This window comes from Pseudonocardia charpentierae, assembly GCF_031845345.1.
Taxonomy (GTDB): domain Bacteria; phylum Actinomycetota; class Actinomycetes; order Mycobacteriales; family Pseudonocardiaceae; genus Pseudonocardia; species Pseudonocardia charpentierae.
Window position 1 is genome coordinate 123,602 of sequence record NZ_JAVREJ010000002.1, and the last position, 18,388, is coordinate 141,989.

General features: G+C 69.3%; 11 protein-coding genes. 9 read left to right on the forward strand and 2 right to left on the reverse strand.

The window, feature by feature from the left end; translation table 11 throughout:
• Positions 1 to 3: 3 nt before the first annotated feature.
• Positions 4 to 1,479, reverse strand: a complete 1,476-nt coding sequence (gene yczR, locus RM445_RS03580) for a MocR-like transcription factor YczR (protein WP_311554522.1) — start codon at positions 1,477 to 1,479, stop codon at positions 4 to 6.
• Positions 1,480 to 1,541: 62 nt separating this feature from the next.
• Between yczR and RM445_RS03585 the strand changes: the two genes are divergently transcribed.
• From RM445_RS03585 to RM445_RS03605, 5 genes are all read left to right on the forward strand, one after another.
• A complete protein-coding gene (locus tag RM445_RS03585) occupies positions 1,542 to 1,802 on the forward strand; it encodes a hypothetical protein (protein WP_311554523.1) in 261 nt (86 codons plus the stop codon).
• A 600-nt stretch (positions 1,803 to 2,402) separates the two neighbouring features.
• Positions 2,403 to 3,038, forward strand: coding sequence for a 50S ribosomal protein L10 (gene rplJ, locus RM445_RS03590; protein ID WP_311554524.1), 636 nt, complete (start codon positions 2,403 to 2,405; stop codon positions 3,036 to 3,038).
• Between the two features lie 53 nt (positions 3,039 to 3,091).
• A complete protein-coding gene (gene rplL, locus RM445_RS03595) occupies positions 3,092 to 3,478 on the forward strand; it encodes a 50S ribosomal protein L7/L12 (RefSeq protein ID WP_311554526.1) in 387 nt (128 codons plus the stop codon).
• Positions 3,479 to 4,151: 673 nt separating this feature from the next.
• Positions 4,152 to 7,667: a DNA-directed RNA polymerase subunit beta gene (gene rpoB, locus RM445_RS03600; protein WP_311554528.1), complete on the forward strand. Its 3,516-nt coding sequence runs from the start codon at positions 4,152 to 4,154 to the stop codon at positions 7,665 to 7,667.
• A gap of 61 nt (positions 7,668 to 7,728) precedes the next feature.
• On the forward strand, positions 7,729 to 11,652 hold the full coding sequence (locus RM445_RS03605; protein WP_311554529.1) for a DNA-directed RNA polymerase subunit beta': 3,924 nt from the start codon (positions 7,729 to 7,731) through the stop codon (positions 11,650 to 11,652).
• 176 nt (positions 11,653 to 11,828) lie between these two features.
• Here the strand turns inward: RM445_RS03605 and RM445_RS03610 are convergent, their stop codons facing one another.
• Positions 11,829 to 13,226: a flavin-containing monooxygenase gene (locus RM445_RS03610; RefSeq protein WP_311554530.1), complete on the reverse strand. Its 1,398-nt coding sequence runs from the start codon at positions 13,224 to 13,226 to the stop codon at positions 11,829 to 11,831.
• A 611-nt stretch (positions 13,227 to 13,837) separates the two neighbouring features.
• On the opposite strand from RM445_RS03610, the gene rpsL reads away from it, so the two are divergent.
• The 4 genes from rpsL (at position 13,838) to tuf (ending at position 18,121) form a co-directional block, all read left to right on the forward strand.
• A complete protein-coding gene (rpsL, locus tag RM445_RS03615) occupies positions 13,838 to 14,212 on the forward strand; it encodes a 30S ribosomal protein S12 (RefSeq protein ID WP_311554531.1) in 375 nt (124 codons plus the stop codon).
• On the forward strand, positions 14,212 to 14,682 hold the full coding sequence (gene rpsG / locus RM445_RS03620) for a 30S ribosomal protein S7 (protein ID WP_311554532.1): 471 nt from the start codon (positions 14,212 to 14,214) through the stop codon (positions 14,680 to 14,682). Before rpsL ends, rpsG begins: the two co-directional genes overlap by 1 nt.
• 38 nt (positions 14,683 to 14,720) lie before the next feature.
• Entirely contained in the window at positions 14,721 to 16,820 is a 2,100-nt protein-coding gene (gene fusA / locus RM445_RS03625) for an elongation factor G (protein ID WP_311554533.1), read from the forward strand.
• A gap of 107 nt (positions 16,821 to 16,927) precedes the next feature.
• A complete protein-coding gene (gene tuf, locus RM445_RS03630; protein ID WP_311554534.1) occupies positions 16,928 to 18,121 on the forward strand; it encodes an elongation factor Tu in 1,194 nt (397 codons plus the stop codon).
• Positions 18,122 to 18,388 lie beyond the last annotated feature (267 nt).

The window sequence follows — 18,388 nt, forward strand, 5'->3', positions numbered from 1 at the left end:
CGGTCAGGCGACGGCGACCGGCTCGGTCTCGATGTGCGCCTCGTCGAGGGTGTGCCAGGCCGTGACGAGGCGCTCGAGTGCGGGCTCCACGCGGTCGTGCCGCAGGGTGTAGGGCACCCGCAGGTAGCGCTCGAACGCGCCGGCCAGACCGAACCGTGGGCCGGCCGCGAGCAGGACGCCCTGCCGGCGGGCCGCGCCGACCAGCCGGCTCGACACCGGCGCGCCGAGGTCGACCCAGAGGCTCAGGCCGCCGGTCGGGTGGGACGGGCGCCAGCTCGGGAAGGCGTTGCCGAGCCGGCCGACCAGGTGGTCGCGGGCCGCGGCGAGCTCCGCCCGCCGCGCCAGCACGACCGGTTCCAGGTCGTCGATCAGCCGCGCGGCGATGAGCTGCTCCAGCACCGGTCCGCCGAGGTCGGTCGCGGCGCGCAGCGCGGCCAGCCGCCGGATCGTCGGGGCCGCGGTGCGGATCCAGCCGATGCGGAGCCCGCCCCACAGGACCTTGGCAGCCGAGCCCACGGTGATGACCAGCGCCGAGTCGGGAGCACCGTGCGTGGCGACGGGCGCCTCGCCCGGTCCCACGAACGTCAGCTCGGCGAGCGTCTCGTCGATCAGCAGCGGAGTACCGGTGCGGCGCGCCAGCGCGACGAGCCGTTCGCGCCCTGCGCCGTCGAGCAGCGCGCCCGTCGGGTTCTGGTGGTCGGGCACCAGGTAGGCCAGTCGCGGGGCCGCGTCGCGGACGGCCGAGGTCACCAGGTCGAGGTCCCAGGCGTCGGCGCCGGGGGTGTCGAGGTCGAGCGGCACCGGAACGCACCGCGCACCGCGAGCGTGCACGGCGTCGAGCGCATTGGGGTAGGTCGGGTGCTCGACCAGCACCCGGTCGCCGGGTGTCACGAGGGCGGCGAGCACGAGCGAGATCGCCGCCTGCCCGCCCGCGGTGACCAGCACCTGGTCCGCCGTGGTGGGCAGGCCCCGGGCGGTGAAGCGGCGGGCGATCGCCGCGCGCAGCACGGGGAGCCCGAGCAGGTCGTACCCGTGCCCTCCCAGGTGGGCGTCGAGGTCCTCGACGGCCACGGCCGCCGCTGCGCGGAGTTCGGTCGCCGGTGCGGCGAGGGAGGCGTGGGCGAGGTCGAAGAGGGTGCGGTCACCGTGCGGGGAGAACGGTGAGCTCACGCCCGAGGCCGTGATCCCGGGCGGCAGCTGCGTCCAGCTGCCGGCGCCGCGTCGGCTGTTCAGGATCCCGGCCTCCCGCAGCGCCTCGTAGGCGGCTGCGACCGTCGTCCGGCTGACGTCGAGGGCCACGGCGAGCTCCCGCTCCGCCGGCACGCGGATCTGCAGCGGCAACCGACCGTCGAGCACCAGCAGGCGGACGCGGTCGGCGAGTGCCGCCGTCAACCCGCGCCCTCCGGGTGGGCGCCAGTCGCCGAGCAGCCGGGCGAAGCTGCGGGCGCCGATGCGGCGGTCGACGTCGTCACGGGCCATGTGGTCCACTCTTGCGTAATTGGCTGTACAGGACCAGGCCGGTCGAGAGCATGCTTCGCCACATGGACACCTCGCTCTGGTTACTCCCGGCCCTGCTCATCGTGATCGCGCTCGCGGCACCCCGCTACGGGGTGGACTCCCGCGACGGCTACGACTGGAACCGACGCTTCGGTCCGCCCGACCCGCCACCGCCGATGTCGTCCCGTCGTCGCTCCACCCCGGCTGCGGACCTCGCCGCGCTCGCCCGACTGATCCGCCGGCCGGCCTCGCGCGGCCCGGTCAGTGCGCCGGCAGTGGAGTCAGCTGCCAGACACCGCGGCTGAGCAGCTGCACGGTGTTGCCCATGCGGTCGCGGCGCTCGACGGTGTAGCCGTACCGCCCGGGTTGCCAGACCTCCTGCGCGGCGAGCGCACCCAGCTGGGTCGTCGCCCACTGCTGCCAACCGGCGATGGTGGTGGGCGGCGCTCCGGCAGGTCGCAGGCGACCTCGGCCAGCGGGTGGAAGCCGCCGCTGAGTCCCGACGACATCGTGACGTCGATCCAGACCACGCCCATGTCCTCCTCCGCGCCGCCCCCTTAGTCGATCTTGTCGGGGTCGACTATCGGTGGGGCGGCCGTACCCGGCGCGCCGCGCCACACGATCGTGTCGGCCGGGTTCCGCCCCCCGGAGGGCGCCCACCTCACCTGACGTAGACTGGTCCGCAGTTCCACCAGAGACCGCAGGTCTGCATTCCGCGAGGGATGTACGAAGGCCCCGCACGAGCGGGCGGCCCGCGCAGGAGGACGAGGTCTTGCCGGGCGCCGCATTCCTTGCGGTGCCTGCCTCCGCCCCGTGCCTGCGCACGGGGCGTTCGTCTTCTCCCGGGTCCGGACGTGGTGGTTCGCCCCTGCCAAGCATTCTGGCAACCCGAGAGGAGGCAAAGGATGGCACGACCCGACAAGGTCGCAGCGGTCGACGAGATCGCCGACGAGTTCCGGGGCGCGTCCGCCTCGGTGGTGACCGAGTACCGCGGCCTCACCGTGGCGCAGCTGACCAATCTGCGCCGCGCACTGGGCCCCGACGTGTCGTACCGCATCGCCAAGAACACCCTGGTGAAGCGGGCCGCGCAGGACGCGGGCGTCGACGGCCTCGACGGCCTGCTGACCGGTCCCACCGCGATCGCGTTCGTCACCGGCGAGCCGGTCGACGCGGCCAAGGCCCTTCGCGACTTCGCGAAGGACAACAAGGCCCTGGTTATCAAGGGCGGCTTCATGGACGGCAACGCGCTGTCCGTGGACGAGGTCAACCGCATCGCGGACCTCGAGTCGCGCGAGGTCCTGCTGGCCAAGCTGGCCGGCGCGATGAAGGGCAACCTGAGCAAGGCGGCCGGCCTGTTCGCCGCCCCGGCGTCGCAGGTCGCCCGGCTGGCTCAGGCTCTGGCCGACAAGCGTGCAGCCGACGCCCCGCCTGCCGAGGCCGACGAGGCCGCTGCGGCGGCCCAGGGCGCCGACGCCGCTGAGGTATCCGACGCCACGTCCGACGCCACGTCCGACGCCACGTCCGACGCTACCGAGAGCTGACACACCCCACCCCACTCGCGCCGGTACCTCCGGCGCACCAGAAGGAGAAGACGATGGCGAAGCTGTCGACCGACGAGCTGCTCGACGCGTTCAAGGACATGACGCTGCTGGAGCTCTCGGAGTTCGTGAAGAAGTTCGAGGACACCTTCGAGGTCACCGCGGCCGCCCCGGTCGCCGTGGCCGCCGCCGGCCCCGCGGCCGCCGCTGCCGAGGCTCCCGAGGAGAAGGACGAGTTCAACGTCGTCCTCGAGGCCGCCGGTGACAAGAAGATCCAGGTCATCAAGGTCGTCCGCGAGCTGGTCTCGGGCCTGGGCCTCAAGGAGGCCAAGGACCTCGTCGAGTCCGCCCCGAAGCCGATCCTGGAGGGCGTGCCGAAGGAGGCCGCTGAGGCCGCGCAGGCCAAGCTGCAGGACGCCGGCGCCAAGGTCAGCCTGGCCTGATCGCCGGCTCCGGCCGTCCGCGACGACGGCCGGAGTCACTGCACGACACACCGGCCGGGACGGCGCCCACGAAGGGTGCCGTCCCGGCCGTGCCTTTGTGTGGGGACGCCCCGCTGGGCCGTACCCGCTGTGACGGCGTGCTCGCGGCGTCCGTGCGCCGAACGGCGAACCCTCGGAGGTTGGCGCAGGTCACCACCGGTGGTCGTCGGCGAGGTCACGAAACGGACGTCGCGCTGTGTCGACGAACTGCCTGTCACCGTGCCTGACGTCGAGAACCGTCCGGTCGTCCCGCAAAAGGGACCACTTACCGACGCGTAGTGTCTTGACTCGGTGCGCCGCTCAGGTCACTCTTAGGTCTCGATGGTTCCCTGGGCGGACGAGGTTTGATCGTCCGGGCGACCACTCTCGACAGCGGCTGCATTTGCGGCTAGACTGCCTCTTTGCGCTGCCTTCGTCCAGGTCTGCGCGCGCGTGTGGGGGATTCTCGCCTGTCGAGCTCCGACGTGTGCCTGGAATCCTGGTCGATGGCTGCGTATCGACAACAGACGGCAGGCACGTAGATCCGCACCGCTCCACGCCTCTTGCCCGGGTCCCTCGACCGGGCGAGGCGACCAAAGTAGCGTGCGTCTCCGCGGTCCGCCAGACGAGAGCGTAGTTCTCGGAAGGACGCATCTTGGCTTCGTCCCGCGCCACCACGACCCCCGCGACCACATCGGACCACCTGGCGCTACCCGGAGCGCCGACCCGGGTCTCCTTCGCGAAGATCCGCGAGCCTCTGCGGGTGCCGGACCTGCTCGACCTGCAGACCCAGTCGTTCGAGTGGCTGGTCGGCGACGAGGCGTGGTTCCAGCGTCGCATCGAGGCCGGCGACGAGAACCCGGCCGGCGGTCTCGAGGAGATCCTCACCGAGATCTCGCCGATCGAGGACTTCTCCGGTTCGATGTCGCTGTCCTTCTCCGACCCACGCTTCGACGAGGTCAAGGCCTCCGTCGAGGAGTGCAAGGACAAGGACATGACGTACGCGGCTCCGCTGTTCGTCACCGCGGAGTTCACCAACAACACCACCGGCGAGATCAAGAGCCAGACGGTCTTCATGGGCGACTTCCCCGTGATGACCGACAAGGGCACGTTCATCATCAACGGCACCGAGCGTGTCGTCGTGTCCCAGCTCGTCCGCTCGCCGGGTGTCTACTTCGACCACAACATCGACAAGACGACCGAGAAGGACGTCTACTCGGTCAAGATCATCCCCAGCCGCGGAGCATGGCTGGAGTTCGACGTCGACAAGCGCGACACCGTCGGCGTCCGCATCGACCGCAAGCGCCGCCAGCCGGTCACCGTGCTGCTCAAGGCGCTGGGTTGGACGAACGAGCAGGTCCAGCAGCGTTTCGGGTTCTCCGAGACGATGATGGCCACCCTGGAGAAGGACCACACGGCCGGCCAGGACGAGGCCCTGCTCGACATCTACCGCAAGCTGCGCCCGGGCGAACCTCCCACGCGGGAGAGCGCCCAGACGCTCCTGGAGAACCTGTTCTTCAAGGACAAGCGCTACGACCTGGCGAAGGTCGGCCGGTACAAGGCGAACAAGAAGCTCGGGCTGACGATCCCCAACGAGGTCGGCACGCTGACCGAGGAGGACATCGCCACCACCATCGAGTACCTCGTCCGGCTGCACGCCGGCGACACGACGATGGTGTCCGGTGCGGTCGAGGGTCAGGAGGGCTCGGGGATCGAGATCCCCGTCGAGACCGACGACATCGACCACTTCGGCAACCGGCGCCTGCGCACCGTGGGCGAGCTGATCCAGAACCAGATCCGGGTCGGACTCTCGCGCATGGAGCGCGTGGTCCGCGAGCGGATGACGACCCAGGACGTCGAGGCGATCACGCCGCAGACCCTGATCAACATCCGGCCGGTCGTGGCGGCGATCAAGGAGTTCTTCGGGACCTCCCAGTTGTCGCAGTTCATGGACCAGACCAACCCGCTCGCCGGCCTGACGCACAAGCGGCGTCTGTCCGCGCTGGGCCCGGGCGGTCTGTCCCGCGAGCGGGCGGGCTTCGAGGTCCGCGACGTGCACCACAGCCACTACGGCCGCATGTGCCCGATCGAGACCCCGGAAGGCCCGAACATCGGCCTGATCGGGTCGCTCTCGAGCTTCGCGCAGGTCAACCCGTTCGGTTTCATCCAGACGCCGTACCGCAAGGTCGAGCACGGCATCGCCACGGAGCAGATCGACTACCTGACCGCCGACGAGGAAGACCGTTTCGTCATCGCGCAGGCGAACGAGCCGCTGAACGACGACGGTTCGTTCACCAGCGACCGCGTGCTGGTGCGTCGCAAGGGCGGCGAGGTCGACTACATCCCGCCGACGGCCGTCGACTACATCGACGTCTCGCCGCGCCAGATGGTGTCGGTCGCCACGGCGATGATCCCGTTCCTCGAGCACGACGACGCGAACCGCGCCCTGATGGGCGCGAACATGCAGCGTCAGGCCGTGCCGCTGCTCCGCTCCGAGTCGCCGCTGGTCGGCACCGGTATGGAGCTGCGCGCCGCGGTCGACGCGGGCGACGTGGTCGTGACCGAGAAGGCCGGCGTCGTCGAGGAGCTGTGCGCCGACTTCATCACGGTGATGGCGGACGACGGTTCGCGCCAGACCTACCGGCTGCACAAGTTCCGCCGCAGCAACCAGGGCACCTGCACGAACCAGAAGCCGATCGTGGAAGAGGGCGCGCGGGTCGAGGTGGGCCAGGTGCTCGCCGACGGGCCGTGCACCGAAGACGGTGAGATGGCCCTGGGCAAGAACCTGCTCGTGGCGATCATGCCGTGGGAGGGCCACAACTACGAGGACGCGATCATCCTCTCGCAGCGCCTGGTGCAGGACGACGTCTTGACGTCGATCCACATCGAGGAGCACGAGATCGACGCCCGCGACACGAAGCTGGGCGCCGAGGAGATCACCCGGGACATCCCGAACGTCTCCGAGGAGGTCCTCGCCGACCTCGACGAGCGCGGCATCATCCGGATCGGCGCCGAGGTCCAGCCCGGCGACATCCTGGTCGGCAAGGTCACGCCCAAGGGCGAGACGGAGCTGACCCCGGAGGAGCGGCTGCTCCGCGCGATCTTCGGTGAGAAGGCGCGCGAGGTCCGCGACACCTCGCTCAAGGTCCCGCACGGCGAGACGGGCAAGGTCATCGGCATCCGGGTGTTCTCCCGCGACGACGACGACGAGCTCGCGCCGGGCGTGAACGAGCTGGTCCGCGTGTACGTGGCGCAGAAGCGCAAGATCCAGGACGGCGACAAGCTGGCCGGGCGGCACGGCAACAAGGGCGTGATCGGCAAGATCCTGCCCGCCGAGGACATGCCGTTCCTGCCCGACGGCACGCCGGTCGACATCATCCTGAACACGCACGGTGTGCCGCGACGGATGAACATCGGCCAGGTCCTGGAGACCCACCTCGGGTGGATCGCCAAGACCGGCTGGGAGATCGAGGGCCGGCCCGAGTGGGCGTCCGCGCTGCCCGACGACCTCTACTCCGCGCCTCCCGGCACGAACACGGCCACGCCGGTGTTCGACGGGGCCAAGGAGAACGAGATCACCGGTCTGCTCGGCTCGACCCTGCCGAACCGCGATGGTGAGCGCATGGTCGGCTCCGACGGGAAGGCCCAGCTGTTCGACGGGCGTTCCGGCGAGCCGTACCCGTTCCCCGTGGCCGTGGGCTACATGTACATCCTCAAGCTGCTGCACCTGGTGGACGACAAGATCCACGCCCGCTCGACGGGCCCGTACTCGATGATCACCCAGCAGCCGCTGGGCGGTAAGGCGCAGTTCGGCGGTCAGCGCTTCGGTGAGATGGAGTGCTGGGCGATGCAGGCCTACGGCGCGGCCTACACGCTGCAGGAGCTGCTCACGATCAAGTCGGACGACGTGGTGGGCCGGGTCAAGGTCTACGAGGCGATCGTCAAGGGAGAGAACATCCCCGAGCCCGGGATCCCCGAGTCGTTCAAGGTGCTCCTCAAGGAGCTCCAGTCGCTGTGCCTGAACGTGGAGGTGCTGTCCAGTGACGGCGCCACGATCGAGATGCGCGACACGGACGACGAGGACCTCGAGCGCGCGGCGGCGAACCTCGGCATCAACCTGTCCAGCCGTCCCGGCACGGACTCGATGACCGTCGACGACGTCGTCAACTGACCCCGCCCGTAGCTGAAGCATTACGAAGAATATTTCTTCGGGGAAACAGAGGACTCACATAGTGCTCGACGTCAACTTCTTCGACGAGCTGCGCATCGGCCTGGCCACCGCCGAGGACATCCGCCAGTGGTCGCACGGCGAGGTCAAGAAGCCCGAGACCATCAACTACCGCACCCTCAAGCCGGAGAAGGACGGGCTCTTCTGCGAGAAGATCTTCGGCCCGACCCGCGACTGGGAGTGCTACTGCGGGAAGTACAAGCGCGTCCGGTTCAAGGGCATCATCTGCGAGCGCTGCGGCGTGGAGGTCACGCGCGCCAAGGTGCGTCGTGAGCGGATGGGCCACATCGAGCTGGCCGCTCCCGTCACGCACATCTGGTACTTCAAGGGCGTCCCGAGCCGGCTGGGCTACCTGCTCGACCTGGCTCCCAAGGACCTCGAGAAGATCATCTACTTCGCGGCCTACGTGATCACGTCGGTCAACAAGGAGCAGCGCCACACCGACCTGTCGACGCTTGAGAACGAGGCGCTCGTCGAGCGCAAGCGTGTCGAGCAGCGGCGCGACGCAGACGTCGAGGCCCGTGCCCAGAAGCTGGAGCAGGACCTCGCCGAGCTCGAGCGCGAAGGCGCGAAGAGCGACGTGCGCCGCAAGGTCAAGGAGGGCGGCGAGCGCGAGATGCGCCAGCTCCGCGACCGGGCCCAGCGCGAGCTGGACCGGCTCGAGGAGATCTGGACGACGTTCGTCAAGCTCGACGTCCAGCAGCTGATCCCGGACGAGGGGATCTACCGCGAGCTCTACGACCGGTACGGCGACTACTTCACCGGTTCGATGGGTGCCGAGGCGATCCAGACGCTCGCCCGGAACTTCGACATCGCGGCCGAGGCCGAGAACCTGCGGGAGACCATCCGCAGCGGCAAGGGCCAGAAGAAGCTCCGTGCGCTCAAGCGGCTCAAGGTCGTCGCGGCGTTCCAGGCCACCGGCAACTCGCCGATGGGCATGGTGCTCGACTGCGTGCCCGTGATCCCGCCGGACCTGCGTCCGATGGTGCAGCTCGACGGTGGCCGGTTCGCCACCAGCGACCTGAACGACCTGTACCGCCGCGTGATCAACCGCAACAACCGCCTCAAGAGGCTGATCGACCTTGGCGCGCCCGAGATCATCGTCAACAACGAGAAGCGGATGCTGCAGGAGGCCGTCGACGCGCTGTTCGACAACGGCCGCCGCGGACGCCCGGTCACGGGCCCCGGCAACCGCCCGCTCAAGTCGCTGTCCGACCTGCTCAAGGGCAAGCAGGGCCGGTTCCGCCAGAACCTGCTCGGCAAGCGTGTCGACTACTCCGGCCGTTCGGTCATCGTGGTCGGCCCGCAGCTCAAGCTGCACCAGTGCGGCCTGCCCAAGCAGATGGCGCTGGAGCTGTTCAAGCCGTTCGTGATGAAGCGCCTGGTCGACCTGAACCACGCGCAGAACATCAAGTCGGCCAAGCGGATGGTCGAACGCGGCCGCTCGCAGGTGTGGGACGTGCTCGAGGAGGTCATCTCCGAGCACCCCGTGCTGCTCAACCGGGCGCCGACGCTGCACCGCCTCGGCATCCAGGCCTTCGAGCCGCAGCTGGTGGAGGGCAAGGCTATCCAGCTGCACCCGCTGGTCTGCGAGGCGTTCAACGCCGACTTCGACGGCGACCAGATGGCGGTGCACCTGCCGCTGTCGGCCGAGGCGCAGTCCGAGGCACGGGTGCTGATGCTCTCGAGCAACAACATCCTGTCGCCGGCGTCGGGCCGTCCGCTGGCCATGCCGCGTCTGGACATGGTCACCGGCCTGTACCACCTCACCCGCGTGCGACCCGGCGCGATGGGCGAGGGGCACTCCTACGCCAACCCGGCCGAGGCGATCATGGCCTACGACCGGAAGGTGCTCCACCTGCAGGCACCGGTGAAGATCCGGCTGTCGGGCGTCGTCCCGCCGGCCGAGCTCTACCCGGCGCTGCGCGAGAAGGGCTGGGAGCCGGGCGAGACCTGGACGGCGGAGACCACGCTGGGTCGGGTGCTGTTCAACGAGCTGCTCCCGACGGACTACCCGTTCGTCAACGACGCGCTGCCGAAGAAGCGCCAGGCCGCGATCATCAACGACCTGGCCGAGCGCTACTCGATGACGGAGGTCGCGCAGGTCCTCGACCGTCTGAAGGACGCCGGTTTCTACTGGGCCACCCGGTCCGGTGTCACCATCGCGATCGACGACGTCGTGGTCCCGCCGAACAAGCAGACGATCCTCGACGGGTACGAGGCCAAGGCCGACCAGGTCAACCGCCGGTACCAGCGCGGTGCGCTCTCGCACCAGGAGCGCAACGACGAGATGGTCAAGATCTGGAGCCAGGCGTCCGAAGAGGTCGCCAAGGCGATGGAGGAGAACTTCCCGGCGGACAACCCGATCCCGCTGATCGTGCAGTCGGGCGCGGCGGGCAACATGACCCAGGTCCGGCAGCTCGCCGGTATGCGTGGTCTGGTGGCCAACCCGAAGGGCGAGTACATCCCTCGTCCGATCAAGGCCAACTTCCGCGAGGGCCTGTCGGTGCTGGAGTACTTCATCTCCACGCACGGCACCCGTAAGGGTCTGGCCGACACCGCGCTGCGGACGGCCGACTCGGGGTACCTGACCCGGCGCCTGGTCGACGTCTCCCAGGACGTCATCGTGCGCGAGGTCGACTGCGGCACCGAGCGGGCGATCTCGATGCCGGTCACCGAGGAGACCAGCGACGGCCGGCTCATCCCGCACCGCTACATCCGGACGAGCGTCTACGCCCGTACGTCGGCGGAGGACGTGGTCGGCCCGGACGGCGAGCTCGTGGTGTCCCGAGGCGACGACCTCGGCGATCCTGCACTCGACGCCCTGGTCGAGGCCGGCGTTCGGCAGATCCGGGTGCGCAGCGCCCTGACCTGCACCTCGACCACCGGCATCTGCGGCATGTGCTACGGCCGTTCGATGGCCACCGGCAAGCTGGTGGACGTCGGCGAGGCGGTCGGTATCGTCGCGGCCCAGTCGATCGGCGAGCCGGGCACGCAGCTGACGATGCGTACCTTCCACACCGGTGGTGTGGCGGGCGACGACATCACCACGGGTCTGCCCCGTGTCCAGGAGCTGTTCGAGGCCCGCGTGCCGCGCGGCAAGGCGCCCATCGCGGACGTCGACGGCCGCATCCGGATCGAGGACGGCGACCGCTTCTGGAAGATCACCCTGATCCCGGACGACGGGAGCGAGGAGATCGTCTACGAGAAGCTGTCGAAGCGGCAGTGGCTGGCGATGACCGTCGTGGACGGTCAGGAGCGGCCGCTGGCGGACGGCGACCACGTGCACGTGGGCCAGCTGCTGCTCGAGGGCACGGCGGACCCGCACGAGGTGCTGCGCGTCATGGGCCCGCGCGAGGTGCAGCTGCACCTGGTGCGTGAGGTGCAGAAGGTGTACCGCACGCAGAGCGTGGACATCCACGACAAGCACATCGAGGTGATCGTCCGGCAGATGGTCCGCCGGGTCACGATCATCGACTCGGGCTCCACGGAGTTCCTGCCGGGCGGCCTGATCGACCGGATGGACTTCGAAACCTCGAACCGCCGCGTGGTGGCCGAGGGTGGCGAGCCGGCTTCGGGTCGCCCGGTGCTCATGGGGATCACGAAGGCCTCGCTGGCGACGGAGTCGTGGCTGTCCGCGGCGTCGTTCCAGGAGACCACCCGGATCCTCACCGATGCCGCGATCAACGGAAAGCGCGACAAGCTCGTCGGGCTCAAGGAGAACGTGATCATCGGCAAGCTGATCCCGGCAGGTACGGGCATCAGCCGGTACCGCAACATCCAGGTGCAGCCGACGGAGGAGGCCCGCGCGGCCGCCTACGCGCTGCCGAGCTACGACGACGGCTACTACAGCCCGGACGTGTTTGGCACGGGCACCGGTGCCGCGGTGCCGCTGGACGACTACGACTTCGGTAGGGACTACCGCTAGTCACGTCCTGTCCCGACCCGTCGCGACGGCGGCGGGCCGGGACCAGCACCACCGAGGGTGTGAGGCAGCGGAGCTCGGCGCTGACGGTCCTGTAAGACGAAGGCCGCCGCCTCACACCCTCGTCCGGACGGGGCCGGACACCGCTCTCCCGTGGCGGTGGCCGGCCCCGTTCGGCGTCAGGTGGCCAGGAAGTCCGTGTCCGCGAACCGCGCGGTGCGGCGCTCGTACTCGCGCATCGTGCCGGGCCACTCGTGCGCGTTCCGGGTTCCGGGTTCCGAGCGCTCCGCCATCTCGGCGGCGAAGGCGTCCGCCACCTCGCGGCGGACCTCGAGCGTGTGGGTGCCGCCGGCGATCCGGCGGACCGCCTGCAGCACGTAGCGCGCCTGACACTCGATCATGTGCACCACCGAGCCCGCCCGCAGCGCGGTGTGCGGCCCGTGCACCAGGAACAGGTTGGGGAAGCCGGGCACGGCCATGCCGAGGTGGGCGGCGGCGCCGTCGCGCCACTCGTCGGAGAGCTCCCGCCCGTCGCGGCCGAACACCTTCATCGGCGTGACGAACACGTCGGACTCGAAACCGGTGGCGAGGACGATGACGTCCGCCGGGTGCAGGGCACCGTCGACGGTGCGCACGCCGCAGGGAGTCACCTCGTCGACCGCCGCCGTCACGAGGTCGACGTGCGGTTTCCGGAGGGCCCGGTACCAGTCCGACGACACGAGCACCCGCCTGCTCCCGAGCGCATGGGCCGGGCGCAGGCGTGCCCGCAGCCCCGCGTCCGGGACCTGGACCCGCAGCAGGAGCTCCCACGCCCGGCGCACCGCGGCGGAGGCGGGCCCGACCGGTGCCGCACCCGCGCGTTCGAACACCGCCATCAGCAGCGCCCTGGCGCCGCGGCGCCATACGGGCACCCGCCGGAACAGCGCGTGGTGCAGCGCGGAGTAGCGACGGTCCGGCTTCGGGACGAGATGGGCGGCCGAGCGCTGGAACACGGTCAGGTGCGCGACGTCGTCGGCGACCGCCGGCACGATCTGCACCGCGCTCGCCCCGGTCCCGACCACGGCCACGCGCCGCCCACGCAGGTCGACGTCGGGGTCCCAGCGGGCCGAGTGCAGAACGGGGCCGTGGAAGGTGGCGAGGCCGGGCACGTCCGGCCGGGTCGGCCGGGTCAGCTGCCCGCAGGCCGCCACCAGCATCTGGGCCTCCAGGGCGTCGCCGGTGGCCGTCGTCAGCCGCCAGACGGACCGGTCGTCGTCGTAGCGGGCCTCGGTGACCTCGGTGCGCAGGCGCAGGCGCGGCCGCAGCCCGAACTCGTCGGTGATGCGGCGCAGGTAGCGCAGGATGTCTGGCTGCGGGGCGAACCGCCTGCTCCAGCGGTGCTCGAGGGCGAAGGAGAACGAGTAGAGGTGCGACGGGATGTCGCAGGCGGCACCCGGGTAGCTGTTCTCCCGCCAGACCCCGCCGACGTCCGAGCCGCGTTCGAGCACGACGGGGTCGCCGTCGTCCCGGACGGCGACGGCCGCGGCGATGCCACCGAAGCCGGCTCCGATCACCGCGACCTTCGGCCTGGTCGTCATATATCGACCGTAACGGGCGCATCGACACACGGCAGGTCTCGACGACGTCGACTCCGCCACTCCGACGTCGGGGAATGCCCCTGTGGAGGCCCGTGTTGTACACGACGTGACCAGAGCCCGTAGCCAGCTGCTCCCGTGGGGGCCGTTCTGCGTTCGGTGACTCGAGCGGAACGGAACGGAACGGGACGGGGCAGCGGCGAGCGGGTGGCGACGAGCGGCGAGCGGACGTGTTCCTTGCAAGCGGCGCGGGTCTGCGGCACTCTGCGTGCACACACCGACCAGGCCTCCCCGGACCCGCTTTGACCCCCCTTTCGAGGGACGGGTACTCTGTGGTCTTGCGCTCGACCTGGTCGGGCCGATCTGCGTGCCCGATGGCCACTGCACCCGCTTCGCGTGGGAACGGCAGGCCGGTGGACGCGTAGGTCCTGCCACCTCGGGAAGGTTCCCCGATCCGGTCCGTACGGTGTGCAGGGGCGCGACACGCCCGACCTCGGGGGAGGGTGGCCGGTGAAGCCGACCTCCTGACCAGGTCGAGCACCGACCAACCCGAGTACCAACGGTTCACGACAGCACGCGGTTTCGACTGCACAGAGGGAAGAAGTAAACGGTCCATGCCCACGATCCAGCAGCTGGTCCGCAAGGGCCGTCAGGACAAGGTCTCCAAGACCAAGACCGCGGCGCTCAAGGGCAGCCCGCAGCGCCGCGGGGTGTGCACGCGCGTGTACACCACGACGCCCAAGAAGCCGAACTCGGCGCTCCGCAAGGTCGCCCGCGTGAAGCTGTCGAGCCAGATCGAGGTCACGGCCTACATTCCCGGTGAGGGCCACAACCTGCAGGAGCACTCCATCGTGCTCGTGCGCGGCGGCCGGGTGAAGGACCTGCCGGGCGTCCGCTACAAGGTCATCCGCGGCTCGCTGGACACGCAGGGTGTGAAGAACCGCAAGCAGTCCCGCAGCCGCTACGGTGCGAAGAAGGAGAAGAGCTGATGCCTCGCAAGGGCCCTGCTCCCAAGCGGCCGTTGGTCAACGACCCGGTCTTCGGTTCCCCGCTGGTCACCCAGCTGGTGAACAAGGTGCTCAAGGACGGCAAGCGCAGTCTCGCCGAGCGCATCGTCTACGCGGCCCTCGAGGGCACGCGCGACAAGACCGGCACGGACCCGGTCGTCACGCTCAAGCGGGCGATGGACAACGTGCGCCCCGCCCTGGAGGTCAAGAGCCGCCGCGTCGGTGGCGCGACCTACCAGGTTCCCGTCGAGGTGCGTGCGCCGCGGCAGACCACGCTGGCCCTGCGCTGGCTGGTCAGCTACGCCGGCCAGCGCCGCGAGAAGACCATGGTCGAGCGGCTGATGAACGAGCTGCTCGACGCGAGCAACGGCCTCGGCGCCGCCGTGAAGCGGCGCGAGGACATGCACAAGATGGCGGAGTCCAACAAGGCCTTCGCCCACTACCGCTGGTGACCGGCCGACCGTCGGCGCCAACCGAGGAGAGCTGAGACGTGGCACGGGACGTGCTGACGGACCTGACGCGGGTCCGCAACATCGGCATCATGGCGCACATCGACGCCGGCAAGACCACCACCACCGAGCGGATCCTGTACTACACCGGGATCAACTACAAGATCGGTGAGGTGCACGACGGCGCCGCCACGATGGACTGGATGGAGGAGGAGCAGAAGCGCGGCATCACGATCACGTCCGCCGCGACGACCTGCTTCTGGAAAGACCACCAGATCAACATCATCGACACCCCGGGGCACGTCGACTTCACCGTCGAGGTGGAGCGGAACCTGCGGGTGCTCGACGGCGCGGTCGCAGTCTTCGACGGCAAGGAAGGCGTCGAGCCCCAGTCCGAGCAGGTCTGGCGGCAGGCCACCAAGTACGACGTCCCGCGTATCTGCTTCGTCAACAAGATGGACAAGCTCGGCGCGGACTTCTACTTCACCGTGCGGACGATCCAGGACCGGCTCGGCGCCAAGCCGCTGCCGATCCAGCTGCCCATCGGCACGGAGAACGACTTCATCGGAGTCGTCGACCTGGTCGAGATGCGCGCGCTGACCTGGCGCGGGGAGGTCCAGAAGGGCGAGGACTACACCGTCGAGGAGATCCCGGCCGACATGGCCGACGTGGTCGCCGAGTACCGGGAGAAGCTGGTCGAGGCCGTCGCGGAGACCGACGACGACCTCATGGAGTCCTACCTCGGCGGCGAGGAGCTGACCACCGAGCAGATCAAGCTGGGCATCCGGCGGATCGTCAACGAGCGCCTGGCCTACCCGGTGCTCTGCGGCTCGGCGTTCAAGAACAAGGGCGTCCAGCCCATGCTCGACGCCGTGATCGACTACCTGCCGTCGCCGTACGACCTGCCCCCGGTCGAGGGCACGCTGCCGGACGGGGAGACCCCGGCGTTCCGCAAGCCCAGCAAGGACGAGCCGTTCTCCGCGCTGGCGTTCAAGATCGCCGCTCATCCGTTCTTCGGCAAGCTGACCTACATCCGGGTCTACTCGGGTCGGGTCGCCTCGGGTTCCCAGGTCATCAACTCGACCAAGGACCGCAAGGAGCGCATCGGGAAGATCTTCCAGATGCACGCCAACAAGGAGAACCCCGTCGACGAGGCCCTGGTGGGCCACATCTACGCGGTGATCGGTCTCAAGGACACGACCACGGGCGAGACGCTGAGCGACCCGCAGGCGCCGATCGTCCTGGAGTCGATGACCTTCCCGGACCCCGTCATCCAGGTGGCGGTCGAGCCGAAGACCAAGGCGGACCAGGAGAAGCTGGGCATCGCGATCCAGCGCCTCGCCGAGGAGGACCCGACCTTCCAGGTCCACCTGGACCAGGAGTCCGGCCAGACGATCCTCGCCGGCATGGGCGAGCTCCACCTCGAGGTGCTCGTCAACCGGATGAAGAGCGACTACAAGGTCGAGGCCAACATCGGCAAGCCGCAGGTGGCCTACCGCGAGACGATCCGCCGCACGGTGGACAAGTACGAGTACACCCACAAGAAGCAGACGGGTGGCTCGGGCCAGTTCGCCCGCGTGATCATCAAGCTCGAGCCGCTCGACACCGCGGACGGGGCGCTCTACGAGTTCGACAACAAGGTGTCCGGCGGCCGTATCCCGCGGGAGTACATCCCGTCGGTGGACGCCGGTGCGCAGGACGCCATGCAGTACGGCGTGCTCGCGGGCTACCCGCTCACGGGAATCAAGCTGACGCTGCTCGACGGCCAGTACCACGAGGTGGACTCGTCGGAGATGGCGTTCAAGGTCGCCGGCTCGATCGCCCTCAAGGAGGCTGCGCGCAAGGCCGACCCGGCCCTGCTCGAGCCGATGATGGCCGTCGAGGTCACCACGCCCGAGGACTACATGGGTGAGGTGATCGGCGACCTGAACTCCCGCCGCGGCCAGATCCAGGCCATGGAGGAGCGGGCCGGTGCCCGCATCGTCAAGGCGCTGGTGCCGTTGTCGGAGATGTTCGGCTACGTCGGCGACCTCCGGTCGCGGACCCAGGGCCGGGCGAACTACACCATGGTCTTCGACTCCTACGCGGAGGTCCCGACCAACGTGGCCAAGGAGATCATCGCCAAGGCCACCGGCGAATAAAAGACCCACCCTGCCGCGGGCCCCTCAACGGGCCCGCGGCAGACTCGCACCACCCACAGACCTGCCGTCAGCACGGCGGAGAAAATTCAGTCCAGGAGGATTCCCCAGTGGCGAAGGCGAAGTTCGAGCGGACCAAGCCGCACGTCAACATCGGCACCATCGGTCATATCGACCACGGCAAGACCACGCTGACGGCGGCCATCACGAAGGTCCTGCACGACAAGTACCCGAACCTCAACGAGGCTTCGGCGTTCGACCAGATCGACAAGGCTCCCGAGGAGCGTCAGCGCGGCATCACCATCTCGATCGCGCACGTCGAGTACCAGACCGAGAAGCGCCACTACGCGCACGTCGACTGCCCCGGGCACGCCGACTACATCAAGAACATGATCACCGGTGCGGCGCAGATGGACGGCGCCATCCTGGTGGTCGCCGCCACGGACGGCCCCATGCCGCAGACGCGCGAGCACGTGCTGCTCGCCCGCCAGGTCGGCGTGCCCTACATCGTGGTGGCGCTCAACAAGGCCGACATGGTCGACGACGAGGAGATCCTCGAGCTCGTCGAGCTGGAGGTCCGCGAGCTGCTCTCGGCGCAGGACTACCCGGGTGACGACCTGCCGGTCGTCCAGGTCTCGGCGCTCAAGGCGCTCGAGGGCGACCCCGAGTGGAGCGAGAAGCTGCTCGGCCTGATGGACGCCGTCGACGAGGCGATCCCGCAGCCCGAGCGCGACATCGAGAAGCCGTTCCTCATGCCGGTCGAGGACGTCTTCACGATCACGGGCCGCGGCACCGTGGTCACCGGTCGCATCGAGCGCGGCATCGTCAAGGTCAGCGAGACGGTCGAGATCGTCGGCATCCGCGAGAAGAACACCACGACCACCGTCACCGGTGTCGAGATGTTCCGCAAGATCCTCGACGAGGGGCGTGCCGGCGAGAACGTCGGCCTGCTGCTCCGCGGCATCAAGCGCGAGGACGTCGAGCGCGGCCAGGTCGTCTGCAAGCCGGGCTCCATCACCCCGCACACCGAGTTCGAGGGCCAGGTCTACATCCTGTCCAAGGACGAGGGCGGACGGCACACGCCGTTCTTCAACAACTACCGGCCGCAGTTCTACTTCCGTACCACGGACGTGACCGGTGTGGTGACCCTGCCCAGCGGGACCGAGATGGTCATGCCGGGCGACAACACCTCGATGAGCGTCGCGCTGATCCAGCCGATCGCCATGGAGGAGGGCCTGCAGTTCGCCATCCGCGAGGGTGGTCGGACCGTCGGCGCCGGCCAGGTCACCAAGATCAACAAGTAGCAATACCACTGGTGCGGCCCCCGGAAGGGGGTCGCACCCCCCGGTTGAGGGCGCTGCACTTTCGTGTGGCATCCTTGACGGGTTGGACGTCGGATTCCGGCGCGCGCGGTGCAGGTATGTCACTGCCACCGCGTGCGCCGGATCCACGTCAGCCCCCCGAACTACGGGCTCCCCTCGTGGGTGCCGGTGTCCGGGGACGAGTCTGCGAAGCGGTGTCGTATGTCTCCACACGGCGACACGCCCGACCTCGTGGACCGGAGGCCCGCC